General features: G+C 28.0%; 15 protein-coding genes. 13 read left to right on the top strand and 2 right to left on the bottom strand.

The features are described 5' to 3' along the window. The first annotated feature begins 386 nt into the window (after positions 1–386). The 8 genes from K0040_RS14055 (at position 387) to K0040_RS14090 (ending at position 9894) form a co-directional block, all read left to right on the top strand. The gene (locus K0040_RS14055) at positions 387–887 is read left to right on the top strand and encodes an Ig-like domain-containing protein (protein ID WP_228109403.1); all 501 of its coding nucleotides are present in this window, start codon (positions 387–389) and stop codon (positions 885–887) included. Between the two features lie 85 nt (positions 888–972). Next, the gene (locus K0040_RS14060) at positions 973–2562 is read left to right on the top strand and encodes a DUF4430 domain-containing protein (protein WP_228109404.1); all 1590 of its coding nucleotides are present in this window, start codon (positions 973–975) and stop codon (positions 2560–2562) included. A 252-nt stretch (positions 2563–2814) separates the two neighbouring features. Next, positions 2815–4566 carry a hypothetical protein gene (locus K0040_RS14065; RefSeq protein WP_228109405.1) on the top strand — a complete coding sequence of 584 codons (1752 nt, stop codon included), beginning with the start codon at positions 2815–2817 and terminating at the stop codon, positions 4564–4566. Next, positions 4567–5211, top strand: a complete 645-nt coding sequence (locus tag K0040_RS14070; protein ID WP_228109406.1) for a cohesin domain-containing protein — start codon at positions 4567–4569, stop codon at positions 5209–5211. A 21-nt stretch (positions 5212–5232) separates the two neighbouring features. Further along, complete coding sequence (locus K0040_RS14075) at positions 5233–6474, top strand: DUF4430 domain-containing protein (RefSeq protein WP_228109407.1); 1242 nt, start codon at positions 5233–5235, stop codon at positions 6472–6474. Then, positions 6471–7361 (top strand): energy-coupling factor transporter transmembrane component T, encoded by an 891-nt coding sequence (locus K0040_RS14080; protein WP_228109408.1) that lies wholly within the window; start codon positions 6471–6473, stop codon positions 7359–7361. The genes K0040_RS14075 and K0040_RS14080 overlap by 4 nt, the downstream gene beginning before the upstream one ends. After that, positions 7334–9034 carry an ABC transporter ATP-binding protein gene (locus tag K0040_RS14085; RefSeq protein ID WP_228109409.1) on the top strand — a complete coding sequence of 567 codons (1701 nt, stop codon included), beginning with the start codon at positions 7334–7336 and terminating at the stop codon, positions 9032–9034. Before K0040_RS14080 ends, K0040_RS14085 begins: the two co-directional genes overlap by 28 nt. Beyond that, positions 8992–9894 (top strand): ECF transporter S component, encoded by a 903-nt coding sequence (locus K0040_RS14090; RefSeq protein ID WP_228109410.1) that lies wholly within the window; start codon positions 8992–8994, stop codon positions 9892–9894. The genes K0040_RS14085 and K0040_RS14090 overlap by 43 nt, the downstream gene beginning before the upstream one ends. 80 nt (positions 9895–9974) lie before the next feature. On the opposite strand, the gene K0040_RS14095 is transcribed toward K0040_RS14090, so the two are convergent. Then, positions 9975–10910, bottom strand: a complete 936-nt coding sequence (locus K0040_RS14095) for a substrate-binding domain-containing protein (RefSeq protein ID WP_228109411.1) — start codon at positions 10908–10910, stop codon at positions 9975–9977. Positions 10911–11077: 167 nt separating this feature from the next. Between K0040_RS14095 and modA the strand changes: the two genes are divergently transcribed. The 4 genes from modA to K0040_RS14115 all read left to right on the top strand — a co-directional run bounded on the left by modA (position 11078) and on the right by K0040_RS14115 (position 15820). Next, a complete protein-coding gene (gene modA / locus K0040_RS14100) occupies positions 11078–11887 on the top strand; it encodes a molybdate ABC transporter substrate-binding protein (RefSeq protein WP_228109412.1) in 810 nt (269 codons plus the stop codon). A 23-nt stretch (positions 11888–11910) separates the two neighbouring features. After that, positions 11911–12591 (top strand): molybdate ABC transporter permease subunit, encoded by a 681-nt coding sequence (gene modB, locus K0040_RS14105; RefSeq protein ID WP_228109413.1) that lies wholly within the window; start codon positions 11911–11913, stop codon positions 12589–12591. 3 nt (positions 12592–12594) lie between these two features. After that, positions 12595–13653: a sulfate/molybdate ABC transporter ATP-binding protein gene (locus K0040_RS14110; RefSeq protein ID WP_228109414.1), complete on the top strand. Its 1059-nt coding sequence runs from the start codon at positions 12595–12597 to the stop codon at positions 13651–13653. 262 nt (positions 13654–13915) lie between these two features. Next, on the top strand, positions 13916–15820 hold the full coding sequence (locus tag K0040_RS14115; RefSeq protein ID WP_228109415.1) for an endonuclease MutS2: 1905 nt from the start codon (positions 13916–13918) through the stop codon (positions 15818–15820). Positions 15821–15865: 45 nt separating this feature from the next. Here K0040_RS14115 and K0040_RS14120 read toward each other — a convergent pair whose 3' ends face one another. Further along, the gene (locus K0040_RS14120) at positions 15866–16384 is read right to left on the bottom strand and encodes a fascin domain-containing protein (protein WP_228109416.1); all 519 of its coding nucleotides are present in this window, start codon (positions 16382–16384) and stop codon (positions 15866–15868) included. A 252-nt stretch (positions 16385–16636) separates the two neighbouring features. Here K0040_RS14120 and K0040_RS14125 point away from each other — a divergent pair, with 252 nt between their 5' ends. Further along, positions 16637–16795 carry a zinc-ribbon domain-containing protein gene (locus K0040_RS14125; protein WP_209006040.1) on the top strand — a complete coding sequence of 53 codons (159 nt, stop codon included), beginning with the start codon at positions 16637–16639 and terminating at the stop codon, positions 16793–16795. The last annotated feature ends 100 nt before the right edge of the window (positions 16796–16895 follow it).

Genomic DNA, 16895 nt, shown 5'->3' on the forward strand with positions numbered 1-16895 from the left:
TTTCAATTTTACTTCTTTATTATATTTATTATATTTTTTAGACATAGAACCCTCCCTTATTGTAGTTACATTTAGCATCATTATACGATGCCTTTTTTTATGTGTCTACTATAAGGGGATTATACTACTATGTTTTAGTCTTTTTTTTATATAATTTTATATAGAATAAAATATAGCAATTTTAATAACATCTTGTAAATTTTTAAGCTTGGTTGCAAAAATTCAAAGACTAGCATTAGAAAAAGATATGGGAAATGTAGTAATTGCAATAAGCGCACATGGAAATATGGATAATAGTGTGAAAAATAATAATTAAGGCAAAAGATGCACTTGACGAGATAGTACTAGAAATAGGAAAAGACAATTTAAATAAAGAAAATGTTTCAATGCTTGCAAAGGAATTTGCAGACTTACAACTACCGTTAAAATCCCATAGAAGTACTGTTGAAAAAGCTAAGATGTTAATAAATAGATATGAGTCGTTAAATTCTCAATCTAAAAAATACTTTGATGCAAATAGTTCGGCAAAAGAATTTTATAACAAAGTCATAACAAATTTAGAATTAATTAAAAAAGCTGATGAATTTGATACTAAAGTAAAAGATGCTTCTTTAGGAAAAACTACAACAGTTTTAAAAGTGTTCTCTAAAAAACTTACTGCAAATTCAATTAAATCAACATCAACAAAAATTAGTAGAAAAGGTCAGCCTGGAGCAACTATTAGAATTTATGTAAATGAAAAACAAATAGGCAAATCAGTTAGAGTTAGCAAAAATGGTACTTACTCAATAAACATACCAAAACAAAAAAATACTAAAATTACTATAAAAATGAGTAAAACAGCCACAGCAAGTGTAAGTAGTACTACTAAAGTAACTTTAGTGTAATCTTATTGTTAATTTATTGATAAGAAATGTGTGAATAACTATAATCAAATGAGTAGTTAGAAAACTTTTATTAAGGGGTGATTTCATGAAAAGATTAGAATCTAAAATAGGTAGAATGTTATCAGTATTAATGGCATTTATTTTAACTTTTGTTATGTGTTTTTCTATGCCACAAAGTGCTGAAGTAGCTTCTGTTCCAAAGGGATACGTTACAGTTAGTATGGAAAAATTTACTTTAGGACTTGGTTATATTGTAGAACCAGTAAGAGTTCCCATATATGAGGGAGATACTGGTGCAAAAATTATAACTAGACTAATGGATGAAAATTTGGGAAAAGGAAGCTATAAACATACTGGAAGCATAGGGGACCAATCAGGTGTAGTAGGACAAACATTTTACTTAGCAAGTGTAAAAGACAGAGATAAAAGAGAGGCTAAAATACCAAAATATATTTTAGATGTGTGTGATGAGCCCTATGGAAGAAATGAAAAAGACTGGTTAGGTGAGTTTGATTATACATTTATGTCAGGCTGGATGTATGCTGTAAATAATTGGTTTCCTAATTATGGATCAGGACAATACAAATTAAAAGATGGAGATGTAATGAGATGGCAATATACTGTTTGGGGGTATGGCGCAGATTTAGGATCAACATTTATGTCTGGTGATAGCGGTACAGATGCATTGGTAAATGCATCAAATAAAGACAAGTTAACTACAGCTATTGCTAAAATAAATAGCTCAGATAAAAAGGAATATATTTTACAAGATAAAGATGTAAAATTAGCTTATGATAATGGGTACAAAGTATTACAAAATATGGAATCTAAACAAGATAAAGTAGATGATACTTTGACTACTTTAAATAAAGCCTTGGATAATGTTGAAATTCCTAAAATATTATCTGTTAGTACAATATCAAATCAAGAATATACAGGAAAAGAAATAAAACCATTGGTAACAGTAAAAGATGGAAGTGAAAAATTAAAATCAGGTACAGATTATACATTATCCTATAGCAATAATAAAAAAGTAGGAACAGCTAAAGTAAAAGTAATAGGTAAAAATAATTATAAAAAACTTGGAAAGGAAGTAACATTTAAAATTTTACCAAGGAAAGTAAAAAATGTAAAAGCTTCTGCAACAACTTCATCAGTTAAACTTACTTGGGACAAAGTACCCCAAGCCAGTGGATACAGAATTTACAGATACAATTCTAAAACTAAATCTTATGACCATATATCTACTATAAGCAAGAACAGCACTACTTCATATACAAATTCAAAAAGAAGTCCTGTAACAAGTTATTCTTATAAAGTAAGGGCATATACAACAGATAGTAAAAAGACTTATTATGGCAATTTTAGTGATGTAAAAAAAATAACTACAAAACCATCAACTCCAAGTATTAAATTAAGAGCAGGAAGTAAAAAAATTAAAGTATCTTGGAATAAGATAACAAATGCAAGTGGATATGAAGTTTATAGATCAACTAGTAAATCTGGAAAATATTCAAAAATAAATACCATAACTAAGGGGTCTACATTATCATATACAAATAGTAGACTTACCAAAAAGAAAGCTTATTATTATAAAGTTAGATCCTATAAAACTATTGATGGAAATAAAGTTTATAGTTCATTCAGCACTGTAAAATATACAAAAGTAAAGTAGGTGAAATTAATAAAAAAAATGATAGTTTATTGAAAAATTATAATAAAATAATATTTTTAAGTTAGGATAATAGGATATTTATCCTAACTTTTTTAATAAAAAATGAATTTTAAAGTAGTATACAAGGTAGTACTACTGTAGTAACTTAAGTATACTCTTTACTTTATTTTATTGTACATAAATAAAATAAAATCTACCATTTAAATAGGTTGAAATAATCATTCTAAAATTTTATATAAAGGGGGAAAGATTTTGTTTAGGAATAGAATATTAAAAAAAGTAATATGCATATTGACATTTGTAATGGTAACTACCTGCTTAAGTGGATCTTATGCATTATCGTTAAAAACTCCCAATCCAAGTGTTAAGGAGGCTATAAATAATACAGGTATATTGATTCACAAAAATACACCGGACCCAAATGTAGGGACATTTAGTGGTGAATGGTCCATACTATGTGTAGCAAGAGGTGGAATTAAAATACCGCAGTCTTATTATGATAAATATTATTCAAATGTAGTTAGAACCCTAAAAGAATGTGATGGTATTTTGCATAATGTAAAATATACAGAGTACTCTAGGGTTATTATAGGTTTAACATCCATAGGAAAAGATCCTAGAAATGTTGGAGGATATAATTTACTTGAAAAATTAGCAGATTTTAGTAAAGTAATAAAACAAGGTATAAATGGTCCAATTTTTGCTCTTATAGCTTTTGACACTAATAATTATGAGATACCAATAGTTGATGGTGTAAAAGTTCAAACTAGTAGAGAAAAACTAATTGATTATATTTTAAACAAAGAAATTGATGGAGGTGGATGGGCACTTAGTGGAAAAACTCCAGATCCAGATATTACTGCAATGGCCCTACAATCATTAGCGCCATATAAAAATGAAGAAAAAGTTAAGCCGTATATAGATAGAGCTATTAAAGTATTATCAAAATTACAAAATGATAAGGGGGGATACTCTAGTTGGGGAACTACAAATAGTGAAAGTGTTGATCAGGTTATAGTGGCGCTATGTGCACTTGGTATAAATCCAGGAAAAGATGAAAGATTTATTAAAGGCGATTGCTGGTTAATATCTAATTTAATGAGATTTTATGTTAAAGGTGGCGGATTTAAACATGTGGAAAATATGGAAATAGACGCAATGGCTACTGATCAAGGAATGTATGCATTAGTAGCATACCAAAGATTTTTAGAGGGTAAAAATAGACTTTATAATATGACAGATGCAAAAGGAACACTATCAACTGGAGAAAACCCTGATTTAGTCAAGCCTAGTGATGATAAAGACAATAATAAAGATAATAATAATCAAAATTCATCTGGAGGGGAGATAAATCATGACAGTAACTTGCCTAGCAAAGGAGTCAGTAGTTCATCAGCAAGTAGTAGTTCAACTAGTTCAGGTAGTTCAAATAGTTCACCCAATACAAGTAGTTCATTTAAAAATAAAAAAGATGCTACTATAAACTTTAAAATTATTTATGAAGGCGAAAAAAATGGTTTGATTCCTGAAAATAAAAAATGTATAGTTGTAGAATTCCCTAAAAGAGATAATCAAGTAGGGGTAATATATAATGAAAAAAATAATTTGTATTATAGTGAAGAATTATCAAAATTAAGTAAATCACCTACATATATAGGTCTTATTAGCAAAGATATTAAAAAAGAAGATTTAATAAATATGGAAAAATATAAGTTTATGAAAGAAAAAGGAGAAGAAATAATATTTGGAGATTTGAATAATGACAAAATAGTTAATGGTCAAGATTTATTGAATTTACAATCAGTTCTAAATGGAAAGATAAAAATTTCAAAGGATAAAGAAATTATAGCTGCAAATGTGACAATGGATTCTAAAATTGATAATGGAGATATTGATAGCATAATAAATAAGTTTGTAAGTAATAAAGATTATAAAGTCTTTGATATATACAAAGATGAGAACAAAAAAGACAAAGAATTTGATAAAGTAAGTGAGGAATCTTAAATGTTAAATGATTTGAATAAAAAACAAAAATATACAATATTAATTTTACTTTCTATTTTAGCAATTGTAGTAGGAATTTCTTATATTATAGTTATAAATTCACAGGAGAAAAATACTAAAAATGATATAGATGACAACAGTGAAATAAAAAAAGAAGTATCAATATCATTGAATGGAGATAGTATTTTATCTAAGAATAATAAAAACACTTTTAAATTAAAGTTAAAGATGTCACAAATTCCTTCAAATATATATTCAAGTGCAAGCTTTTCTATTTCTTTTGATAAAAATAAAGTTGAATTTATTGACATAGAAAAAGGTGATATATTAACTTACTCATCTAATTCACCATCTTGGGAATATGATGTAAAAGCAAGTAATAAAAGAGGTCAAGCTAATATTATGTATTTGGATTCTACAGGAGGAAAAGAATCGTTTACTAGTAAATCTATAGTAGAAGAAAGCAAAAATAATATTTTAATATTAGAATTTAAATTAAAAAATGATGTGGAAAGTGGAGAAAATATAAGATTTAAGATAAAAGATGCAGTTTTTGCAACTGTTAATGGGGACAAAGATAACTCAAGTTTATCAACAAAAAATAAAAACATTAAATTTGATGACTGCAATATAAAAATAGAGTAATTTTCTAGGGGGATGAGAAAAATGAAGCAGATAAAAAAAATAGTCATATCCTTACTTTTGATTATGGTTTTTGCTGTTACAGGATGTAATGTAGTTAGTAGTGGTGAAGGCAGTGGAGCTTCTGGAGATAGTAGTAAGATTCCTGAAAATGGAGTAGTAACTGCACAAACATTTGAAAAAATAAAAAATAGTGGAGAAATGGCTTTACTTGAAGGTAATAATAAAGATTTTTCTTATGAATGGATGTTTTTGGCTAGTGATATTAAAGAACCTAAAGATATAAACTTAAAAGTTAATTCAGTAAGTGAAAATATAGATTTAGTAAAAGAAAAAGCTAAATCAGATCTAGTTTATGGATTTTCTTTTGAAGAAACTTCAAGTTTAGAAAGTAACACAGCTTTATCAATTATATTTAATAGTAAATTAAAGTGTAGTGCAGCAGATATATATAAGCTAAATTCAGATAAATTAGAAAAGGTAACTACAGCCACTGTAGATTTTTCATCAGATAAAACAACTATTAACTTTAGTATACAAAATCGACAAGGAACATTTTATATTGTAGGAAGTGATCCAAAACAAGCAGCAATAGATGCAGATACTGATGGAAGTAGTTCAGATAGCTCAGAGAGTTCAAATGGTGGAATTCGTAATGATAGTAAGAGTGACAAAGCGAAACAAAGTTTAGAATATAAAAAGCAGATGGGAATTAATGTAGAAGAGGGGACTCCAGGAAAAGATGGAAAGGACAAATATTTAACCGATCCAACTCCAGCTGGAAAACCTAAACCATTTGAATGGAATGAAAGTGGAAATAAAGTTGACAAAAGTAAAGTAGCAGGATATGTAACTTTGTCAATCGATTGTAAGACTTTATTAAAACCAGAAAATAGAAAGGTTGCAATAGAAAATGGAAAAGGAGATATGATTCCATCAGATGGAATTATATATAAAACTAAAAAAGTTAAGTTTTACAAAAATGAAGCAGTATTCGATGTTTTATTAAGAGAAGTGAAAGCTAATAAAATTCATATGGAATTCTCAATGACTCCCATTTATAACAGTAATTATATAGAAGGTATTCATAATCTATATGAGTTTGACGGAGGAGAATTAAGTGGATGGATGTATCAAGTTAACGGATGGTATCCTAATTATGGATGTAGTAGATATAAATTAAAAAATAATGACAAGATAAAATGGAGATATACTTGTGATTTAGGTAAAGATGTTGGATGTGATTGGATGGCAAATAAAAAATGATAAACTCTTTTAAATCTTACCATCCAATTGTGAATTTTTATTATTTTACAGTAGTAATATTATTTAGCATGTTTTTCATGCACCCTGTTTTTTTAGGTATATCTTTTATTACATCATTCATTTACTCTATTTGTTTAAATGGAGGAAAAGCTGTAAAGTTTAATATTGTATATATGATACCATTTTTAGTATTTTGTGCAGTAATAAATCCAGCCTTTAGTCATGCAGGAGTAACTATTCTTGGATACTTTAGTACAGGAAACCCATTAACCCTAGAATCTATTATTTATGGTATAGCAGCAGCAACTATGTTTATATCAATGATTCTTTGGTTTTCTTGTTATAACGCAGTAGTATGCTCAGATAAATTTATATATCTATTTGGACGAATAATACCAGGATTATCACTTATTATATCTATGGTATTAAGATTTGTGCCAAAGTATAAGGCACAAATTAAAGTAATATCTAATTCACAAAAATGTATAGGGAGAGACGTTAGTAACGGAAATATAATAACTAAGGCTCTTAATGGAATAAAAATTTTATCTATAATGATGACTTGGGCATTGGAAAATGGGATAGAAACAGCTGATTCAATGAAATCAAGGGGGTATGGTCTTAAAGGAAGAACTAGTTTTTCAAATTATAGATTTGATAATAGGGATAAAATTGTAATAACTATAATGATTTTTTTTACAATAATAATTTTAATAGGTCATTCTAGGGGAGAAAACACTATGATTTATTTTCCTGCCATAAAAACGGTTCCTATTACAATATTTAGTATAATTGATTATACTGCATATTTTCTTTTATGTATTATCCCAGTGATTCTTGATATTAAGGAGGAAATAAAATGGAGACATTTAGAATTGAACAATTAGCTTTTTCTTATCCTAATATGGAAAAACTAGCTTTAAAAAACATAAATTTAACTATTGATTCTGGAGAATTTGTAGTAATTTGTGGAAAGTCAGGCTGTGGGAAAAGTACATTAATAAGACATTTAAAAACAGTACTTACACCTTATGGAAAAAGAGAAGGTGATATATATTTTCAAGGGAAATTGCTTGATTTAGTTGATGATAGAACTCAGTCATCACAAATAGGGTATGTATTGCAAAGCCCTGAAAATCAAATAGTAACAGATAAAGTATGGCATGAATTAGCTTTTGGTCTTGAAAGTTTAGGTTATGACAATAATACCATTCGACTTAGAGTAGCAGAAATGGCTAGTTTCTTTGGTATACAAACTTGGTTTAGAAAAAATGTAACAGAACTTTCAGGGGGACAGAAGCAATTATTAAATTTGGCTTCAATTATGGCGATGCAACCATCTGTACTAATTTTGGACGAACCAACTAGTCAACTAGATCCTATAACAGCTAGTGATTTTTTAAAGACTATAAAAAAAATTAATGAAGAACTGGGAATTACAATAGTAATGGTAGAACATGATTTAGAAGAAGTTTTTAATATGGCTGATAGAATAATACTTATGGATGAAGGAGAAGTAATTATTGATGATAAGCCAAAGAATGTGGGGAAAAAGGTAAAGCAGCTAATGCCAGATATGTTTGAGGCAATGCCATCTCCTATAAAAATAACTTCTTCTTTAAATATAAATGAAACACCTATTACTGTAAAAGAGGGACGATACTTTATTAATGAATTATTTGCAAATGAAGAAGTAGCATATACAAGAGTAGAAGATGATAAAGAATGCAATAATATATACTCAGATAAAGCAGCAATAAAAATGAAGGATGTTTGGTTTAAATATGAGAAAGATGGCAATGACATTGTAAAAGATTTAAACTTTGAAGTTAAAAAAGGTGAGTTTTTCTGTGTAGTAGGAGGTAATGGTACGGGAAAAAGTACAACAGTTTCACTAATATGTGGAATAAACAGACCTTATAGAGGCAAAGTAGAAGTTTTTGAAAAAAATATAAAAGAATATAAAAATAAAGAGTTATTTAATAATAATATAGCTATTCTTCCTCAAAATCCTCAATCTTTATTTGTAAAAAATACAGTAGAAAAAGATTTATATGAAATGTTTCCTAAGTTGGCAATAAGCAAAAGAGAAAAAATGGATAAAATAGAAAAGATATCTAAACTAGTTGAAATAGAAGGCTTATTAAATCATCATCCATATGACTTAAGCGGTGGAGAGCAACAAAGAGCAGCTTTGGCAAAAGTATTGCTTTTAGAACCTAAACTATTAATACTTGATGAGCCAACAAAAGGCTTAGATGCTCATTTTAAAGTTAAGTTTGCTAAAATAATAAATAAATTAATAGAAAATAAAGTAACAGTAGTTATGGTATCTCATGATATAGAATTTTGTGCAAGTTATGCTCATAGATGTGCTCTTTTCTTTGATGGAAGTATTGTAACTAGTAACACACCAAATAAGTTTTTCTCGGGAAATAGTTTCTACACAACTGTAGCAAACAGAATGAGTAGGCAGGTATTTGAAAATGCTGTAACATGTGAGGATGTGATAACTTTATGCAATGGGAACAAGGAAGCAATGCTACAAACATTAGCTTAGTAGATAATCTATGTGACAATATTAACTCGATAGAAGAAAAAAAGAAGAAAATATATATAAAAGAAGAAAAAAAAGATAAAAGAAAAAAAAGAAGTAGGCGCTATTATTTTGCTAGAAATAGAGTTGCAAAAAGGACTTTAGGCAAAGATTCTAAATTAAGTAAAAGAACTTTTGTAGCCATGTTTATAATATTACTTGTTATACCATTCACTATATATTTAGCTGTTTTTCATGGAGATCAAAGAGAAAATTATTATGCAACTAGTCTTATTATAGTTATAGAAACCATGATACCATTTTTTATGGTATTTGAAGACAGAGATCCTCAGGCTAGAGAACTTGTTGTAATATCGGTGTTAGCAGCTATAGCGGTAGCTGGAAGAGGTGCATTTTTTATGTTGCCTCAGTTTAAACCTGTTGCAGCTATAGTGATAATAGCAGGAGTTTGTTTTGGAGGAGAAGCAGGTTTTTTAGTAGGAGCTGTTTCTGGAATTGTGTCTAATTTCTTCTTTGGGCAGGGACCTTGGACTCCATGGCAAATGTTTGCATTTGGGATAATAGGATTTATAGCAGGGCTATTATTTAAAAAAGGAATGTTAAAAAAGAAAAAGCTATCCTTATGTATATATGGGGGTATTTCCACATTTTTTATATATGGTTTTTTATTAGACACTGCATCCATATTTATGTTTTCAGAAAAAAATATAACAAAAGCAGGAGCTATATCAGTATACATAAGTGGTATACCATTTAATATAGTCCACGGCATATCAACAATATTTTTCTTGTTTATACTTAGTAAACCTATGATAGAAAAGCTTGATAGAATAAAGGTAAAATACGGATTAATTGAACCATAAAAAATAATGCTCCTTTAAGAGGAGCATTATTTTTTAGTCTAAAGCAGATTAGATTTTAATTCATGTTTTTATTTTGAACTTTATGTTTGTCCAACTATTTTACCAGTATCTTTTAAATCATATCCTCCAAGTCCTTCAAGCTCATCTTTGAATTCTTTAGAAGATAGAATATCAATAATAGATTTATAAACTGGATTATCTAAATCAGATTTTTTTATTACTAAGTCGTAACGCTCTATTTGAAGAGGAATAAATTCAATATTATCCACTTGTTTCGAAACCTTTTCATTACCGATTCCCACATCAGCACCACCTCTAGCAACATAACTAGCCACGCTAAGATGAGATGTTTCTTCATTTTCATATCCATTTATATCAGTAGATACATTAAATGAATGAAGTTTTCCATCAAGCAATACTCTAACTCCGGAACCTTTTTCTCTATTAATCATAGTAATGTCATTTCTACTTAAATCATTCCAATTTTTTATATTTTTAGGATTACCTTTTTTAACATAAAACCCTTGTGTTCTATAAGCAATATTAATTAAAATACAAGGCACACCTGGTAATAATTTTTTTACAAAATTAGTATTATATGTATCCGTATCCCTATCCCAAAGATGACAAGAAGATATGGAAACTTTGTTATTATACATGTCGTATAATCCATTATAGCTGCCTATATGAGAACGATATGTTCTTATATTTTTTGTTTTAACTTCTATCATTCTACATAATATATCTAAAATAATATCTTGGCCAGAAATTATAATTTCTCCACTTTTTGTAGCAGAAGGTTTCATATTGATAGTAAGTTCAAATAAGGGCGTGGAATTATTTATAAATGTATTTTTTTGACTATTTATATAATTTTCCACATCACTTTTATCAATTCTTATTTTTCTACCAACCTTATAAGAGGGAAGCTCTCCTCTCTTTATCATTTCATAAACTGTATTTTTTGTAATGTTTAACATTTCAGCAACTTCTATTGCATTTAATGATGAGTTCATAACAAACACCTCCCTAGAAATATTGTAACATAAAATATTTTTTTTACTAAATATTCTAAAAAATGTATAAACTTGTTGATATAAAAGTATCAAATATATACAATATAAATTATAAAACATGACATAATGTTACAAAACATAATAAAACATAATAAAGGGGGATGTTTATGAAAGTTTTAAGAAAGTTAGGAATAATAGGTCTAGTTTTAGGTTTAGCACTAGGAGTAGTTGGGTGCTCTAGTAACATTGAAGACAAAAGTAAAAAAGATGACATAATAAGTGAAGAGGTAGTAACTTTAAATATATCTGCAGCAGCATCTCTACAAGAGGCAATGACTGAATTAGAAACAAAATTTAAAGAAATAGATCCAAATGTAAAACTAGAAGTTAACTTAGGATCTTCTGGAGCTTTACAGCAACAAATAGAGCAAGGCGCTACTTGTGATGTGTTTATATCAGCAGGTGAAAAACAAATGAAAGCATTAGAAGAAAAGGATTTATTATTAGATGAAACAAATAAAACTTTATTAACTAATGATTTAGTATTAGTTGCTACCAAAGGAAAAACAGTTAAAGATTTAGATAGTATATCATCTGATGGTGTAAAACATATAGCTATAGGAGATCCAGAGTCAGTTCCAGCGGGTAAATATGCTAAAGAAGTTTTAGATAATACAAAGTTATATAATAAAGTAGAAAATAAACTTGTTCTTGCGAAAGATGTAAAAGAGGTTTTATCTTGGGTTCAACAAGGAAATGCTGATGTTGGATTTGTTTATTTGAGTGATACTGTAGGTGCTGATAAAATAGAAGTTGTTTTAACTACAGACAAAGATACTCACTCATCTATAAATTATCCAGTTGCTGTAATGAAAGAAAGTAAAAAACAGGATAAAGCTAAAGCATTTGAGAATTTCTTATTAAGTGATGATGGGCAGGTTGTTCTTGAAAAATATGGATTTAAAAAAGCTAATTAGGTTATAGAATTGGAGGAAGTATAATGAATGCAGGTTTAACACCACTTTGGATATCAATAAGGACATCTTTATTAGCAACATTCATAACATTTTTTATAGGAATAGGAAGTGCTTATTTAGTAGCAAATTATCAAGGTAAGTGGAAAGGCCTAATAGATAGTTTATTTACTTTACCTCTTGTACTTCCTCCAACAGTATTAGGTTTCTTTTTACTTCTTTTATTTGGTAAAAATGGGCCTATGGGGAGATTACTAGCACTTATGGACAAAAGTATAATTTTTACCTGGAGTGCTACTGTTATTGCAGCGACAGTTGTTGCCTTTCCAATGATGTATAGAAGTGCAAGATCAGCTTTTGAGCAGATTGATATTAATTTAATTTCAGCAGCCAAGACATTAGGCCTTAGTAATTGGAAAATTTTTTATAAAATTGCAATACCCCTTGCTTGGCCTGGAATAATAGGCGGGTTAGTATTATCATTTGCAAGGGCATTAGGAGAATTTGGAGCAACACTTATGATAGCAGGCAATATTCCAGGAAAAACGCAAACAATGCCTTTAGCCATATTTTTTGAAGTTCAAGCTATGGATTATAAAGGAGCTATGCTTTGGGTAATGACTATTGTAGCTATTTCAGTAGTAATGATACTTATATTGAATAAATGGTCTGACAAGCAACAAGAAATTGTAGGGAAGAGGGGTTAGGGTATGTCGTTAATAGTAGATATAGAAAAAGACTTTGGCTCCTTTTCTCTAAAAGTTAATATAGATCAAGAAAGTGGCGTTTTAGGTTTTTTAGGAGAGTCAGGTTGTGGAAAAAGTATGACTTTGAAATGTATAGCAGGAATTGTTAAACCAGATAAAGGTAAAATAATTTTAAATGGAAGAGTATTTTTTGATTCACAAAAGAAGATAAATATTCCTCCTCAAGAGCGTAAAGTAGGTTATTTATTTCAAAATTATGCACTATTCCCTCATATGACTGTAAAAGAAAACATTGAAATAGGATTGGGGAATTTTAGTAAAGAGGAGAAATGTAAAATAGTAAAAGACTATCTTCGTAAAATGAAACTAGAAGGATTTGAAAAAAGATATCCTTATCAGTTGTCAGGTGGACAAAAACAAAGAATAGCATTTGCTAGAGCTTTGGCATGTAATCCAGAAGTACTTATTTTAGATGAACCATTTTCTGCACTGGATTATCATTTGAAAAGTAATATGGAAAATGAATTAATAGATATTATTAATGATTTTAAAGGTCATATTGTATATGTTACTCATGATATAAATGAATCTTATCGTATATGTGATGATATAGTTGTATTTAATGAAGGTTTAGCTATAAATAAAAGATCTAAAAAAGATCTATTTAAGCACCCTATGTCAATGACAGAAGCAATTATCACAGGTTGTAAAAATATTTCTCAAATAGATATAATTGATAGAAAAAGAGTATTTGCCAAAGAATGGGGAATAGAATGTACATTGTCACAGGATATAACAGACAAAGCAAAGTATATTGGTATTAGAGCACATCATATGAGAATAGTTAAAAATAACCTTCAATTTAGCAGAGAAAATTTATTTGAACTCTCAGTAGTAAAAGTTTTTGAGAGTTCGTTTACATATATAGTCTATGTGAAAAATTTAGAAAATGAAAATTCTAGTACAATACAATTAGAAACTAATAAAAATATAGAGCCTTTAAAAGTTGGAGATAAGATTTTTGTAAAGTTTGATGAAAATTGCTTATTTGATTTTTGTTAAAATTAAGATTGATACAATAGTTGTAATGTAAATTGAATAAAAAAGTGTAGATTTTGTATATAGTTCAAAACCTACACTTTTTTTCATTTTTATGATAATATAATATTGTAAATAAAAATGAAAAGGGAGAGTTGTTTTTGAAAAATAATAAGAGCATTGTGGGAGAACTTCTTTATAAATAGGGAGTAACCACAAACTACTATCCTTATTTATAAAGAAGTCTTTTTTATATAAGATTGATATATAAATAAAGGAGATTAAAATGAATTTAGATACATTTGAAAAATTACAATTAAATGAAGTTAAAGAATTAGTAAAAGTACACTGTGTAAGTTCACTTGGGAAAAGTCTTATAGACAAATTAGAACCCAGTGGAAATTATTCTGTTGTTAAGAAAAAGTTAGAAGAAAATAAAGAAGCAAGAAAAGTATTAGAAAATAGTAATCATGTACCACTAGAAGGATTATTTAATATATATCCTGTAATAGATAAAGTAGAAAAGGGAATGATTTTAGATGTTGCGGAACTTGTTTCTAGTGAAGATTTCTTAAGAGGATGTAGAAAGACAAAATCATTTATGTTGGATAAGGAATTTTATTCACCTACATTAAGTTCTTATGCATTAAATATAACAGAATGCGAAAATATAGAAGAAGAAATTAAATTTTCAATTAAAAATAATAAAATTTCTAGTGAAGCTAGTAAAGAATTGAAGAAAATTAGACGAAGTATAGATATATGCGAAGGTAGAATAAAAGAAAGATTAAATAAATTTTTAACATCTTCTACTAATAAAAAGTATATACAAGAATTTATTATAAGCAAAAGAGATGATAGATTTGTAGTACCTATTAAATCATCTTTTAAAAATGAAGTTGATGGAGCAATTTTAGATACTTCTTCAAAGGGTTCAACAGTGTTTATAGAACCAGCATCCATAAGCAAATATTCTTTAGATTTAATTACATTAAAAAGTGAAGAATCTATAGAAGAATATAAGATTTTATCATATCTTACAGAATTGATTTATGACAAAATTAGAGAGATTAAATTAAATATGGAAATAGTATCTAAGTATGATATGATATTTGCTAAGGCTAAATTTAGCCAAAATAATAAATGTATTACTCCAAAGATAAATAATCATGGCTATACTAAGATTGTTAAAGGAAAGCATCCTTTGTTAAAAGTCAATGTAGTGCCTTTGGATTTTGAAATAGGTAATAAATATAGAAGTTTAATTATAACAGGACCTAATGCAGGTGGAAAAACTATTACTCTAAAAACTGTAGGTATCTTAACTTTAATGACACAGTGTGGTTTCGATATACCAGCCATGGAAAATACTGAAATTAGTGTGTTTGAAAAAGTATTTGTTGATATAGGAGACAATCAAAGTATAGAAAATGCACTTAGTACTTTTTCCTCTCATATAAAAAATATAGCAGATATTATGAGAGAAGCTAACAAAAATACCTTGATACTCTTTGATGAAATAGGTTCTGGAACAGATCCAAATGAAGGTGCTAGTTTAGCTATTGCACTCCTAGAAGAGTTTTATCAAATGGGTTGTATTATGATAGCATCTACTCACTATGAAGAAATTAAACACTTTGCCAATAAACATCCTCATTTTGAAAATGCAGGAATGATGTTTAATAAGGAAACATTAGAGCCATTATACAAGCTTGTTATTGGCAAATCAGAGGATAGTAATGCCTTATTTATTTCTAAAAAAATGGGAATAAAAGATAAAGTTTTACAAAAGGCAAAAACTTATATGGACAATAAAAATTATGATTTCACTTTAGTAAAAGAAAATAAGATTTTAAATAAAGTTGTTGAAAAAGAAAATTTAATTTTGACAGATTTTCCGAATCTTGAAATGGGAGATAAGGTAGAACTATTAGATTTCAATGATTTTGGTATAGTGTATAAGCCGATTGACAAATTTAACAACGTGGAAATTTTATATAAAGATGAATTTATTAATATAAATGCTAGAAGATTAAAATTACAATTTAAAGCTAAAGAATTATATCCAAAAGGGTATGATTTAAATAGTTTGTTTGTAAGCTTTGAAAAAAGAAAGCTAGATAGGGATATAGAAAGAGGATCTAAAAAAGCTTTAAAGAAAATTCAAAAGGAAATAAAATACAATAGATAAGTTAAAGAAAAGTGGAAGTGTAACTTGTTACACTTCCACTTTTCTTTAATTATCATTTTTAAATTTAAACTTTGTTTTAGGACTGGTATAATCTGATTTAGCAACTAACATATTATCACTTTGTCTTACATTAACGTACTTTCCTTGTGGCGCTATTAAACTAAATTTCATATATCCTGTTCGTAAAATATTGAAAATAGTAGCATTATTTTTATTAACATCAGCAACTAATGAACCATTATAATCGATTCTTACAAATTGTCCCCCAACAATTTTAAGTTTTACCTGATAGTTATTAATAGGAATTATTTTAAAGGTTTCTCCTTGTTGAGCAATAGTGGCCACGGCATATAAAACTTCATTATATCCTACTATTACAAATGCATTTGAAAAAAGTGATTTTATTTTTACCTTATGAATATCTAGTCCTGGATATATGTTTGTTTCAAGTTCTGTTACAGGCGGAAATTGTGAAATAGATGGACTGGGTCTTGAAATTATTAAAGCTGGTGATGTAGGAACAGGTACTATTTGTATAATTGGTTCTCGATTAAGGATACTCATATTTTACCCCCTTATATTAAACTACTTATTATATTTTATGATGATAGGTAAGTTAAGGTTACTTGTAGTATTTAAGCAGTAATAATATCATTCTTGGATGAAAATAAAAACGCTAAAATATATGAAATACTTGTATTTATTGAGAGAATATGTTATTCTTAGAATAAGAATAAATAAAGATTAATTTAGATAATAATTTTTTCCTATAAAGACAAATTATTGCTATATAGTCTTTATAGGAGGATTAATATAATGGATAAAAAGATAATATGTAAAGACTGTAAAGCTGAGTTCTTATTCACAGAAGGAGAACAACAATTCTACAAAGAAAAAGGATTTGATAACGAGCCAGTTAGATGTCCAGAATGTAGAAAAGCTAGAAAACAACAAAATAACAACAACAGAAGATAATTCTGTTAAAGACAAGCTATAAGATTTAATCTTATAGCTTTTTTAGTTAAAAAAAGAAAAATATATTAAAATTAATTGTAGTTCAATAAAAATTAAACTT

The sequence above is a fragment of the Terrisporobacter petrolearius genome (genome assembly GCF_020748185.1).
In the GTDB taxonomy this organism is placed as follows: domain Bacteria; phylum Bacillota; class Clostridia; order Peptostreptococcales; family Peptostreptococcaceae; genus Terrisporobacter; species Terrisporobacter petrolearius.